The organism is Haloechinothrix salitolerans, from assembly GCF_042662605.1.
GTDB lineage: Bacteria > Actinomycetota > Actinomycetes > Mycobacteriales > Pseudonocardiaceae > Haloechinothrix_A > Haloechinothrix_A salitolerans.
Map to the genome: position 1 here is coordinate 6,147,681 of NZ_JBHSXX010000001.1, position 11,790 is coordinate 6,159,470.

The following is an 11,790-nucleotide window of genomic DNA, read 5'->3' on the forward strand; positions in this document are numbered from 1 at the left end:
GATCCCTTCCCGCAGCCAGGACGGTGCGGGATTCGCGGCCGCGGTTCTAGCGTGGCATCAGATACGGCGTTTGGTACAGGAAAAGTGGCCCACCTGGCGTAGGTCACCAGGCACACTCAGTTCGGAGTCGCCGCATCGCCAGATTGGTCGGCCCGACCGAGCGCTCGTACCCGATGCACACCCCACACCAGCGCCGTCAGCAACAACACCAGGGTGAGCGGGTAGAACCACGGCCGCAACGGCAGCAACACCGGCACGATCGCCGCCGCCGTACCGGCGCCGAGGGCCAGCACGAACGTCGGGGCGCAGCAGGCGATGCCGAGCAGGAACGCGGGCAGCACGGCGAGCGAGCGCGAGTATCCCGGTCTACGGCACGCGACGGCCTGCTTGGCGGCGTGGGCGGCCAACGCGAGATTCAGCCCAGCAAGGCTAGCGACGATTCCGGCCAACAGCAGGTTCACCGGACTGGCGAACACCGCGACGTGCGCCCCAGGATGCAGCTCGATGACGGGCTCATACAGCCACGGCGCCCGCGACCGGAACAGCGCGTCCGGGGCGACTCGCGCCAACGGCTCCGCCGCCCACCGGCCGGACGCCGAGAGCGCGATATCACCAATGGCCAGCAGGTACAGCAACAGGATCACGGCGCCCGCCACGCCGAACACCCTCCGCCCGCGGCGGTGCGACAGCGCGGCCCGCAGCGTGGCAGGCGTGTCGCGGATCGCGCCAGCCGCGTGGTCGACGCCGTCGCCGACCTTGGCCGTCGCCCGCCCCAGCGCGCCGAGTGCCGTCACGCGCGCACCACCGTATCCGGGTAGTAGGCGTACCAGCAGAACCACATGGCGTCCATGAAGTCGGCCTCCTTGCCGTCCGCGCGCAGTACACGTGCGGTGGCGAGCGCGTCGTCCCACTCCGCGCGCACCGTCGTGTCGGCGACGTCGATCTCGACGACACGTTCATCACGGACGAGGTCCTTGTCGATGGCGAGCCGTTCGCCACCGGAACGCACCCCGATCACGACGTGCTTGGGCGGGAAGCGGTCGCTGGTGTGCTGCACCCCGAAGATCGGGTCGCCAGAGGCGTAGTAGCCGCTTTCGCCGAGGTAGGAGCCGTACGGATCGGCGCCGTAGTCGCGCAACGCCCCGGTGTCACGGGACAGGACCCGCGTGTCAGGGTGTGCCGTCCGCCAGGCTCGCCACGACGTCCACACCAGCGGCACGGTCTCCAGTCGCTGCCCGTAGAGTTCGCCGGTGATCGCGATGCCGGGCACCTGCGGCCACTGCGAGTCGGTCGGCCGGTCGTACATCAGCAGGTTGGAGTTGACGAGCTTGCCGCTGGTTCCGAACGTCGCACCCGGCCGTCCCGGCAGGCCGGGGAAGCCGACGACGGTGCCGGTCAGCGGGCAGTACGTCACCGAGAGCGGCTCATCAGCGACGACGTCGTTGACGATCTCGTGCCACACGAGCACCTGTTGTGGGTACGCGCGCACGTCGCCGTCGCGCACCAGCCCGAAGACCGGTTCGTCATCGTGAAGGAAGTCCACCTTGCCCGCTGGCAGGAACTTCGGCTCATCGATCGGCGGGATGCCGTCCTTGCCTGGCCCGCCGGGCACGATCGCGTCGGCGAGTGAGTCCAGATCGGTGTCGCGTGCCGCGCCCGATGCCGCGGGGCTGTCACCGTCGGAGAACGCCGCCCATGCCCCGAGCCCGCCTGCCGCGGCGACACCACCGATCACGCCGAGACCCTTCAGTACCTGCCTGCGACTCGGATGAGGCGTTTGATCGACCATCGCGACCATCTCCCACCGCACGACGAGAACCCGTCGCCGTCAAGCCAACTCCGGTGCGTGCCGCGATGCGGTGGGATTGTCGCGCTGCTGACACTCCTCAGGTGACGTCGTCTCCACGCTGTCGCTGATTCCGCTCAGTGAGCCAGCGCAGGAAGTCCGGGTCATCATCGGGCGGCAGCGCGCCCGTGGGGGATTGTCCCGCACCGGGGGCATGCAGCGCCGCACGAAAGCGCGCCCACTGCGCGGGGCCAGCAACCACGAGCGCGGCCGCACCGATAACCGCGGCCACGAGGAACAGGGCATTGCCGACCAGCATCGCCACGATCACCAGGGTGATCGCTACCGTCAATCGCATCGCGCGCTCCCTCCACGACGTCGGTACCGACGAGTAGGGACTCATTCGACCATCCAGGCTCCACAAGTTCAAACAACAGTTCATTAAGTTTGTCTAATGAACCCAGCGGCAAGGCGGTCGCAGAGTCGTCTTGTCAGTCCGCTGACAATCAATGAGCGCGACCGCGGCAGTGGTGCTGTGATGACACCGTGTACGGCGGGACGTGCGTGGCGCGGTCCACCGCGGGTCCGCACAATGAACAGGACGACACTGTGACGACAGCGAGCGATCGAACGAACGACACGACCGGACGGCAACGCGTGCGCGACCGGCTGCCGATGTGGCGTATGGGCATCACCGGCGGGCTCGTCGGCATTCTCTGCTGCGTTGGCCCGACGGCGTTGGCCCTGCTCGGCGTCGTTAGCGCTGGCACGGCGTTCGCGTGGGCGACAACCCTCTACGACGACTACGCCTGGTGGTTCCGGCTCGCCGGGCTCGCGGTGCTGGTGCTCCTGGTGTGGTGGAACCTCCGCAGACGCGACCAGTGCAGCATCGCGGGCGTGAAGCGATGGCGCGTCCGGCTCGTCGGCGTGCTCGTCATCGCCGTGGCGACATACGCGCTGCTTTATGGCGTCACAACATGGCTGGGGACCTTCGCATAACCGGCGACAATACGGACGCACACTCCATGGACTACGACGCGATCGTGCTCGGTGGCGGCGCGGCGGGACTCGCCGCCGCTCGTGGTGCGACGGCGGCCGGTATGCGGACGCTGCTGGTCACCGACGGGCCGCCAGGCGGGGACTGCACATTCACCGGCTGCGTGCCCTCGAAAACGCTAATCGAAGCCGCCGCTGACGGCCTGCCGTTCGACAAGGCGATGGCGCGAGTACGCGAGGCCGTCGCGGCCATCGCGGCCACCGAGGACGAGAACGTCCTGCGCTCAGAGGGCATCGACATCCTCCGAGGCAGAGCGCGCTTCATCGGACGCACAACGCTCGACGTGGATACCGCCGAAGGCGCCGATGGCCAACGGCTCAGCGCGCCGAGAGTCATCGTCGCCACCGGCGCCACCCCGCTGCTCCCGCCGATCCCCGGGCTAACGGACGTCCCCACGCTGACAACGGACACCGTCTTCGATCTGACGGAGCCGCTGGACTCACTCGCGGTGCTCGGCGGCGGCGCGGTCGGTTCCGAGTTGGCGCAAGCGTTCGCACGGCTCGGTGTCCGGGTCACGCTGATAGAAGCAGCCGATCGGCTGCTACCTGGTATCGACCGGGAGGCATCCGCGCTGCTCACCGACGTCTTCCGCGCCGAAGGCATCGACGTGACCACTGGCGCGACCGTCGAATCGGTTCGCGGCGATGACTCAGGCGTCGCACTGCGGGCGGGCGAGCGCACCGTCACGGCACAACGGCTGCTCGTCGCCGCGGGCCGCCAGCCGGCGACGGCAGGGCTCGACCTCGCCGCGGCGGGCATCGCGACCGGCGAACGCGGTGAGATCCGCACCGACGATCACATGGCGACGACGGCTCCCGGGGTGTTCGCGGCAGGTGACGTCACCGGACGGGCGGAGTTGACGCACGCCGCCTACGCCATGGGCCGGATCGCGGCGGGAGCAGCGGTGCGACGCTGGCGACGTCCATCGTGGGACGCGCCGATCCCCAGCGTGGTGTTCACCGACCCGGAGATCGCCACCGTCGGCATCGCCGAGCACGAGGTCACCGCCGCGCGGGTGCGAGTGGCATATCTTCCGATGAGCGAGGTGGACCGGGCCGTCACAGCGAACGCGACGTCCGGGTTCGTCAAGCTCATCGCGGGCCCACGACGCCTCCTTGGCAACACGGGAGGCGGCAGATTGCTTGGTGCGACCGTCGTCGGTGAGCGCGCCGGTGAGCTGATCGCCGAGCCAACGCTCGCCATGACCAGCGGGATGTTCACTGGGCGGCTCGCCCAAGCCGTGCACGCCTACCCCACATGGTCGATCGCGGTTCAACAGGCGGCGGCACAGTTCTTCGGCGAGTTCGGTGGCCGTACCGCCCGCCCCGCGCGGATGCCCGAGGCGGGCGGGCAGCACTAGAACGAGAACAGCGGATCCGTGATCATCAGACCCAGATCCTCGGTGCCCGCGACGAACGCGAACACCATCAGAGCGGCGCCCGCGAGCGCCATGTCCTTCATGAACTGAATCTGCTCCATCTGTTTCGACTGGGCATCGGTCTCGCTCCAGAAGGCGTGCATCAACACCGCCGTCGGCACGAGGAACACCACGAGGAGCAGGGCGCCGAGGTCGGCCCATACACCGAGCAGCACGCTCAGACCGCCGAGGATCATCAGGATGCCGCTGCCGATGACCGCGGCGGACGCGGCGGGGACTCCGCGTGACTTGGCGTACTCGGCCATGCCCGCCGTCTGCGTCAGATGTCCCACAGCCGAGCCGAGGAATAGCGCCGAGAAGAGTATCCGTCCGATAAGGATGACCACATCCATCGTTTACCTCCGATCAGGAAGGTTCGTAGCGACGGAGATCGCTGCTTCCATGGTGGCCGAGACCTGGACAAACGCAACTTGATGGACCCAAACGGTGCGCCGGTGCTCCGCTGATCGGCGGCGGCGCCGGGGTGTGGTGGACGAGTCACGAACACTGTCCGCACGCGGACAAACCGGCGGCGAAGTGTCGGTGGGGCGGCTTATTCTGCCCTCCGTGGACATCACGGCGGAGGAACTCGCGACGTGGGCTTTGGACGGCGTCGAGCGAGTGCTGGCACATGTAGCGGACCTGACCGATGACCAACTCGTCGCACCCCTGTTACCGACGATCAATCCGTTGCTCTGGGAGATCGGGCATATCGCCTGGTTTCAGGAGCTGTTCGTGCTGCGCCGAGCTTGCGGGCACGACCCGATCCTGCCTTTCGGCGACGCGATCTATGACTCGGGCGCGATCCCGCACGACACCCGCTGGCGGCTGCGACTGCCGTCCAGGGAGGACACCGTCGACTACGTCCGCACCGTGGGGCAGCGGGTCGCGGACGTCGTCACCGACAGCGACACCTCGGACGTCGCGCGGCACTTCGCGCGTTACACCGTGCACCATCACGACACCCACTCCGAGGCGCTTACCTACACCAGGCAGACGCTCGGTCTGCCGCTGCCGCCGCTGTCCGGTTTGACCGACACCGATGTGGACTTCGGCGTCGCCGACGATGACTGGGCTGGCGACGTCCAGCTCAACGGCGGCCGGTTCCTGCTCGGCGGAATGATGGGCGACCCATTCGTCTACGACAACGAGAAGTGGGCGCACCCTGTCGACGTCGAGCCGTTCGCCATGGCCAAGGTGCCGGTGACGCAGGGTGAGTTCGCCGACTTCGTCGAGGACGGTGGCTACACCACGCCGCACCTGTGGGCCGACAACGGGCAGTGGCTGGCCGAGACCGGCGCGCGGCACCCGCTGTACTGGCGGCGCGGCGAGGACGGCGGCTGGCAACGGCGGCACTTCGACACCTGGGTGCCGCTGGAACCGGACCACCCTGTCCACTTCGTCTGCTGGTGGGAGGCGGACGCCTTCGCCCGCTGGGCGGGACGTCGCCTGCCGACAGAGGCGGAGTGGGAGTTCGCGGCGTGCTCCGGCGCGCGGCACAAGCCCACCTACCCGTGGGGTGACGAGCCGCCCAAACCGCACCAGGCGGCGACCGATTGGCTGGGCAAGGGCACCGTGCCGGTCGGCGTCTGCGCCGCTGGCGAAACCCAGGAAGGCGTCCGGCACCTGATCGGCAACGTCTGGGAGTGGACGGCCACCGACTTCTACGGTTACCCGAACTTCGAGCGCGACGCCTACGGCGAGAACTCCCAGCAGTTCTTCGGCGAGCGCAAGGTCTTGCGGGGCGGCGCATGGGCGACGCGCGGCCGCTACCTGCGCAACACCATGCGCAACTACTTCACCCACGAACGACAGGACGTGATCGCCGGTTTCCGGACGTGCGCGCGATGATCCTGCTGGTCACTCCGGCGGCGCCTGCCTCGGTGCACGGCAACGATGTCACGGCGCGGCGCTGGCAGTCGATCCTGCGCGAACTCGGCTGTGACGTGCGGGTGACGAACGGCTACGAGCCGGGCGAGTACGCCGCGCTGATCGCGCTGCACGCCCGGAAGAGCGCCAACGCCATCCGCACGTTCCACGCAAAGCACCCTGGCGCGCCAATCGTGCTCGCCCTGACCGGGACCGACCTCTACCCGGACCTCGTCACCAGCGGTGTCGAGCAGGACATCCTGGCGCTCGCCAATCGCATCATCGTGCTGCAACCGCAGGCACTCGCCCAGCTTGACACCGAGCAGCGTGCCCGCACCACGGTGATCGTGCAGTCCATGCCCGACATTCCCGACGAAGCCCCGCGCCACGACGTCTTCGAAGTCGCGGTGCTCGCGCACCTGCGCGACGTGAAGGACCCGCTGCGGACCGCCGAGGCCAGCCGGCTCCTACCCGCGGAGTCGCGGCTCATCGTCAGCCACGCGGGCGCGCCGTTACAGGACGACCTCGCCAGGCTGGCGCGAGAGGAGTCCACACGCAACCCGCGCTACCGCTGGCTCGGCGAACAGCCTCGAGGCGAGGCGCTACGGCTGCTGGCTCGTAGCAAGCTATTGGTGCTGACCTCGCACGACGAGGGTGGCGCCAACGTCGTCTCTGAGGCGATCGCGGCAGGCGTCCCGGTGCTGTCGTCGGACATCCCCGGCTCACGCGGGCTGCTCGGCGACGACTATCCGGGGTACTTCCCCGTCGGCGACACCGAGGCGCTCGCGGAGGCGCTGCACGCCGCCGAGATCGACCTGAACGGCTACTACCAGCGGCTCCGCTCGGAGTGCGAACGCCTGCACGACCTGGTTGCCCCACACAAGGAGCGGGCCGCCTGGTCCGACGTGCTCACCCAGTTGTCCCTTCCAGTGCCCCGACCGGTTGCTAGCTGAAGGAGATTCCATGCCCCGTGTCCCCTTTCGGTCCATCGCCCTGACCGCGATCGGCATGCTGCTGCTCGCTGCCTGCGGCCAGTCGCCGGGAGACCCCCGAGGCTCATCGGGATCACAAGACGAGCAGGTGCTGTCGGTCGGCGCCATCCCCGACCAGGATCCGCAGGAACTGCAGCGCAGGTACGGCACGCTGGCGGACTACCTGAAGGAGAAGGTCGGCGTCGACGTCAAGTACGTGCCGGTCACCGACTACACCGCGTCGGTCACCGCGTTCCGGCGCGGCGACCTGCAACTGGTGTTCTTCGGCGGGCTGACCGGCGTGCAGGCACGTACGCAGGTGTCCGGCGCGATTCCGCTGGCGCAGCGCGACATCGACGCCGACTTCCGCAGCGTCTTCATCGCCAACACCAAGACCGGGATCGAGCCGTTCGATGACCTCGACGGGCTGAAGGAGCTGGCGGGCCACTCATTCACGTTCGGCAGCGACACGTCGACCTCGGGCAGGCTCATGCCGCAGCACTTCCTGTCCGAGGCGGGGATGAGCGTGGACGACTTCTCCGGCAACCCCGGCTACTCAGGCTCGCACGACAAGACAGCGAAGCTGGTCGAGGCTGGCACGTACCAGACGGGCGCGCTGAACTCCTCGGTGTGGGATGAGCTGGTGAAGGCCGACAAGATCGACACCAGCAAGGTGCGCGAGGTTTTCCGCACCCCGCCGTACCACGACTACCACTGGGTGGCGCGGCCCGACATCGACGACCAGCTCGGCGAAGGCACGACGGACAAGATCAAGCAGGCGCTGCTCGATCTCGACGGCAGCGACGCCACCGAGAAGAAGATTCTCGACATGTTCCAGGCCGGCAGCTTCGTCGACACCGCGCCGGGCAACTACGCCCAGATCGAGCAGGTCGCGCAGCGCCTAGGGCTGCTGAACTGACCGCCATGAGCAGCCCGATCTTCGCGCTCAACGACGTCGGCGTCAGCTACGGCAAGAACACCGCGCTCGCCGGAGTCGATCTCACCGTCCACCCTGGCGAGCGAGTCGCGATTATCGGCCCGAGCGGGGCGGGCAAAAGCACGCTGATCGGTGTGCTCAACGGTACGGTCGCCGCGACAAGCGGGGAGGTGACGGCGCTCGGCTGCGACTATCGGCGCGCCCCGGCACGGGAGATCAGGCGGTCGCAGCACCGCATCGGCACCATCCACCAGCGATTCGACTTGGTCGAGCAACTGCGCACGGTGCACAACGTCAACGCGGGCAGGCTCGGCAGTTGGCCGTTCTGGAAGGCGGCGTTGTCGCTGCTGCTGCCCCGAGACGTCCAGCGGGTGCGGGCCGCGCTCGACCGGGTCGGCATCGGCGACAAGCTGCACCACCGCACCGGAGATCTCTCCGGCGGTGAGCAGCAGCGGGTGGCGATCGCGCGGGTGCTGGTGCAGGACCCCGTGATGATCCTGGCCGATGAGCCGGTCGCCAGCATCGACCCCGCGCGCGGCCGCGAGATCATGAGCCTGCTGCTCGAACTGTCCGCCGAGGCGGGCGTAACGCTCCTTGCCTGCCTGCACGACGTCGAAATGGCGCTGGGTAGCTTCGAGCGAGTGGTCGGGTTGCGCGCCGGGCAGATCGCCTTCGACAAGAAACGCGCCGACCTGACCGATGACGAGGTCGACGCGCTGTACGCGTTCGAACGCGCCACGGACCCGCGATGACGACGACGTGTCGGTGGGAAGCGGCGGAGTCGCCCGGCTCATCGTCGGGCACGACGACACCGCCACCGGCCCCGGAACGCGGCAGTGGCGCGGCCGTGCGGTCCCGCCGACGGCGTGGCTGGGCGCTGCTGATCGTCGCGGCCATCGTCGTCTCGGCGGTCGCCGCGGGCATCGGCCGAGAGCAGGTGATCAAGTCCGAGGGCGCCGGGTCACTGCTCGACTTCTTCGCGGCGGCAGCCTCGCCCCGGCTGGACACGGAGTTCCTCGCCTTGACCGGGACGGCGATGCTCACCACGCTCGCTTATGCCGTGCTCGGCACGGCGCTCAGCCTGGTGATCGGCCTGATCGGCGGAGTGCTCAGCTCACAGGCCTGGTGGGAGTCCGGGGTGCGCGCCCGGCGCGGCCGCAGGTTGGCCGGGTGGGGTTTCGCCAGGGCAGTACTCGTGGTGCCGCGTGGCATTCACGAGGTCGTGTGGGGCCTGTTCTTCCTTGTCGTGTTCGGTATCGACCCGATCGTGGCGGTGCTGGCGATCGGCATACCCTTCGGCGCGGTCACCGCCAAGGTGTTCTCCGAACTACTGGACGAGACCGGCCGCAAACCCTACAGCGCGCTGCTGGCGGCCGGAGCGTCCAAGCGATCCGCCGTGCTGTACGGGCTGCTGCCGCCCGCGCTGCCCGACCTGCTCTCCTACGGCTTCTACCGGTTCGAATGCGCCATCCGCAGCGCGGCGATCCTCGGTCTCGTCGGCGCGGGAGGGCTGGGATTCCAACTCGCTCTGAGCTTTCAGACGTTGCGGTACCAGGAGATTTGGACGCTCCTGTTCGCGCTGATCCTGCTCAGTGTCGCGGCGGACTACTGGAGCTCGCTCGTGCGCTCGGCGCGGGCGCGTGGTCGTCGTCGCAGCCGTGACGGCGGTGGTGTCCGGCGCGACCCGCTGCTGACGGCGTCGTTGGTGTTCGGTGCCGTGCTGATCGCGTTGTCCGTCTGGTGGGTCGGGCTGGACATCGCTGTGCTGTGGAGCGGCAAGGCATGGGAGTTCGGCATCCAGCTGCTCAGCGAGGCGTGGCCACCCAGCGTCGGTGACACCGGTGTCGGCGGGCTGATCATGCTCGCTGGGGTGACACTGGCGATGTCGATCGTGGCGATCACCATCGCCTTCGCCCTCGGCGCGCTGTTCGCGATACCCGCGTCCACCCCCGCGCACGGCCGCGACCACATCGAACGTGGGGTGCTGGCGCGAGTCGCGCGGAAGACGGCGATGCTGGGCAGCCGGTTCGTGTTGGTGGTGCTGCGGGCGATCCCGCCACCGGTGTGGGCGTTGCTTCTGCTGTTCGTGATGTATCCCGGCATCCTGCCCGGTGCGATCGCGCTGGCCGTCTACACCACCGGCGTGCTCGGACGGCTCATGGCGGAGTCCGTGGACAACCTGGATGCTCGCCCGCTGCGGGCGATTCGCGCCACGGGTGCGTCCGCGTCGCAAGTGTTCTGCTACGGCGTGATCCCGGCCGCCGCGCCGCGCTTCGTCGCGTACGGGCTGTACCGGTGGGAGGTCACCATCCGGGAGACCGTCGTGGTCGGCGTCGTCGGTGCGGGCGGGCTTGGCCTGCTGCTGGACCACCAGATCGGCAGCTTCAACTACGCGGGTGCGCTGACGACGCTGGCCACACTGATCCTGCTGACGCTAGCGGTCGACTTCACGAGTGCGGCGATTCGCCGCAGCGTGCGTTAGGGGCCGTGTCCCCCGCTCCGGACGCCGTGTTCCCCGCGACGTCAGACCTTGACGCTGACCTGGCCTGCTTCACCCTCGACGACGCGGCCCACGGCCGCCGCGGGCAGGTCCTTGGCACGTAGCGACTTGACCACCGCGTCGACGTCCACGCCGTCCGGTATCGCGAACAGCATGCCGCCGGACGTCTGCGCGTCGTGCAGCAGCACGGCGGTGTCCTCCGGCACGCCGTCCTCCACGCGCACGTACGGCGCGAGGTGCTCGGTGTTGGACTTCGTACCGCCGGGCACAAAGCCCGCCGCGATGGCGTCGCGCGCGCCAGGCAGTACCGGCACCGACGCGGCGTCGATCTCGGCGGCGAGTCCGCTCGCCCGCACCATGCGGTGCAGGTGGCCGAGCAGTCCGAAGCCGGTGACGTCGGTCGCGGCCCGCACGCCGTGCTCGCGCGCGATCGCGGCCGCCTCCGCGTTGAGGGTGGTCATCGAGCCAACCGCGCCCTCGATCCACGAGTCCTCCGCGCCACCAGCCTTGATCGATGTCGAGATCACGCCGGTGCCGAGCGCCTTGGACAGCACCAGCGTCTGTCCCGCGGCGAGCTGGTCGATCTGGAACAACTTGTCGGGATGCGCCATGCCGACAACGGCCATGCCGTACTTGGGGATCGGGTCGTCGATGGTGTGCCCCCCGACGACGAGGCAGCCCGCCTCGTCCGCGATTGACGAGCCGCCGCCGAGGACGTCGCCAAGCAGCTCCATCGGCAAGTCGTTGGCGGGCCACGCTGTCAGATTGACCGCGATCAGCGGCGTGCCACCCATCGCGTAGACGTCGGACAGCGCGTTCGCGGCGGCGATCCGTCCCCAGTCGCGCGCGTCGTCCACGATCGGCGTGAAGAAGTCGGTGGTCAGGATGATGGCGCGCTCGTCGTCGAGTCGATAGACGGCGGCGTCGTCGCCTTCCAGCGCGCCGACGAGCAGGTCGCCCGTGGCCGTTCCCAGGTTGGTGCCGAACGTGGAGAACAACGACTCCAGTTTGGACAACGGCAGCTTGCACGCGCAGCCCGCGCCTTGGGACAGCGACGTCAGCTTCGCAACCGGTTCCACGGACGCACTCATGCACACACTCCCTGCCAGACAGCGATCAACCCGGGCTAGCCAATCATGCTCGGCACACACCGCGCAGCACAATTGTCCGCTCCCGGACAGTGCTGCCTTCGGTGCGGTCACAACACCCCAGGGTCGGACAAATATGTTGCACGGTCTGTCGCCCCGCAGCAG

General features: G+C 68.7%; 12 protein-coding genes. 7 read left to right on the forward strand and 5 right to left on the reverse strand.

Annotated features, from left to right (window positions below; translation table 11 throughout):
• Positions 1-116: 116 nt before the first annotated feature.
• The 3 genes from ACFQGD_RS29390 to ACFQGD_RS29400 all read right to left on the reverse strand — a co-directional run bounded on the left by ACFQGD_RS29390 (position 117) and on the right by ACFQGD_RS29400 (position 2,144).
• On the reverse strand, positions 117-794 hold the full coding sequence (locus ACFQGD_RS29390) for a hypothetical protein (protein ID WP_345404306.1): 678 nt from the start codon (positions 792-794) through the stop codon (positions 117-119).
• Positions 791-1,789: a DUF3179 domain-containing protein gene (locus tag ACFQGD_RS29395; protein WP_345404302.1), complete on the reverse strand. Its 999-nt coding sequence runs from the start codon at positions 1,787-1,789 to the stop codon at positions 791-793. The genes ACFQGD_RS29390 and ACFQGD_RS29395 overlap by 4 nt, the downstream gene beginning before the upstream one ends.
• 97 nt (positions 1,790-1,886) lie before the next feature.
• Positions 1,887-2,144, reverse strand: coding sequence for a hypothetical protein (locus ACFQGD_RS29400; protein WP_345404299.1), 258 nt, complete (start codon positions 2,142-2,144; stop codon positions 1,887-1,889).
• Positions 2,145-2,395: 251 nt separating this feature from the next.
• On the opposite strand from ACFQGD_RS29400, the gene ACFQGD_RS29405 reads away from it, so the two are divergent.
• Positions 2,396-2,785 (forward strand): hypothetical protein, encoded by a 390-nt coding sequence (locus ACFQGD_RS29405; RefSeq protein WP_345404296.1) that lies wholly within the window; start codon positions 2,396-2,398, stop codon positions 2,783-2,785.
• 26 nt (positions 2,786-2,811) lie between these two features.
• On the forward strand, positions 2,812-4,203 hold the full coding sequence (locus tag ACFQGD_RS29410) for a dihydrolipoyl dehydrogenase family protein (protein WP_345404293.1): 1,392 nt from the start codon (positions 2,812-2,814) through the stop codon (positions 4,201-4,203).
• Here ACFQGD_RS29410 and ACFQGD_RS29415 read toward each other — a convergent pair.
• Positions 4,200-4,613: a DoxX family protein gene (locus ACFQGD_RS29415; RefSeq protein ID WP_345404290.1), complete on the reverse strand. Its 414-nt coding sequence runs from the start codon at positions 4,611-4,613 to the stop codon at positions 4,200-4,202. The two genes, ACFQGD_RS29410 and ACFQGD_RS29415, sit on opposite strands and share 4 nt — an antisense overlap.
• 214 nt (positions 4,614-4,827) lie before the next feature.
• Between ACFQGD_RS29415 and senA the strand changes: the two genes are divergently transcribed.
• The 5 genes from senA to ACFQGD_RS29440 are packed head-to-tail and all read left to right on the forward strand — an operon-like array spanning position 4,828 to position 10,519.
• The gene (gene senA / locus ACFQGD_RS29420) at positions 4,828-6,111 is read left to right on the forward strand and encodes a selenoneine synthase SenA (RefSeq protein WP_345404287.1); all 1,284 of its coding nucleotides are present in this window, start codon (positions 4,828-4,830) and stop codon (positions 6,109-6,111) included.
• Positions 6,108-7,082, forward strand: coding sequence for a selenoneine biosynthesis selenosugar synthase SenB (gene senB, locus ACFQGD_RS29425; protein WP_345404281.1), 975 nt, complete (start codon positions 6,108-6,110; stop codon positions 7,080-7,082). The genes senA and senB overlap by 4 nt, the downstream gene beginning before the upstream one ends.
• 10 nt (positions 7,083-7,092) lie before the next feature.
• The gene (locus ACFQGD_RS29430) at positions 7,093-8,019 is read left to right on the forward strand and encodes a putative selenate ABC transporter substrate-binding protein (RefSeq protein WP_345404278.1); all 927 of its coding nucleotides are present in this window, start codon (positions 7,093-7,095) and stop codon (positions 8,017-8,019) included.
• A gap of 5 nt (positions 8,020-8,024) precedes the next feature.
• Positions 8,025-8,789 (forward strand): phosphonate ABC transporter ATP-binding protein, encoded by a 765-nt coding sequence (locus ACFQGD_RS29435; protein ID WP_345404275.1) that lies wholly within the window; start codon positions 8,025-8,027, stop codon positions 8,787-8,789.
• Complete coding sequence (locus ACFQGD_RS29440; protein WP_345404272.1) at positions 8,786-10,519, forward strand: PhnE/PtxC family ABC transporter permease; 1,734 nt, start codon at positions 8,786-8,788, stop codon at positions 10,517-10,519. The genes ACFQGD_RS29435 and ACFQGD_RS29440 overlap by 4 nt, the downstream gene beginning before the upstream one ends.
• 41 nt (positions 10,520-10,560) lie before the next feature.
• On the opposite strand, the gene selD is transcribed toward ACFQGD_RS29440, so the two are convergent.
• The gene (selD, locus tag ACFQGD_RS29445) at positions 10,561-11,628 is read right to left on the reverse strand and encodes a selenide, water dikinase SelD (protein WP_345404269.1); all 1,068 of its coding nucleotides are present in this window, start codon (positions 11,626-11,628) and stop codon (positions 10,561-10,563) included.
• Positions 11,629-11,790 lie beyond the last annotated feature (162 nt).

Coding starts and splice junctions, on each gene's coding strand:
- ACFQGD_RS29400 (WP_345404299.1), bottom strand. CDS start 2,144: ATGCGATTGACGGTAGCGATCACCCTGGTGATCGTGGCGATGCTGGTC.
- ACFQGD_RS29440 (WP_345404272.1), top strand. CDS start 8,786: ATGACGACGACGTGTCGGTGGGAAGCGGCGGAGTCGCCCGGCTCATCG.
- ACFQGD_RS29415 (WP_345404290.1), bottom strand. CDS start 4,613: ATGGATGTGGTCATCCTTATCGGACGGATACTCTTCTCGGCGCTATTC.
- ACFQGD_RS29435 (WP_345404275.1), top strand. CDS start 8,025: ATGAGCAGCCCGATCTTCGCGCTCAACGACGTCGGCGTCAGCTACGGC.
- ACFQGD_RS29430 (WP_345404278.1), top strand. CDS start 7,093: ATGCCCCGTGTCCCCTTTCGGTCCATCGCCCTGACCGCGATCGGCATG.
- selD (WP_345404269.1), bottom strand. CDS start 11,628: ATGAGTGCGTCCGTGGAACCGGTTGCGAAGCTGACGTCGCTGTCCCAA.
- senB (WP_345404281.1), top strand. CDS start 6,108: ATGATCCTGCTGGTCACTCCGGCGGCGCCTGCCTCGGTGCACGGCAAC.
- ACFQGD_RS29395 (WP_345404302.1), bottom strand. CDS start 1,789: ATGGTCGATCAAACGCCTCATCCGAGTCGCAGGCAGGTACTGAAGGGT.
- ACFQGD_RS29410 (WP_345404293.1), top strand. CDS start 2,812: ATGGACTACGACGCGATCGTGCTCGGTGGCGGCGCGGCGGGACTCGCC.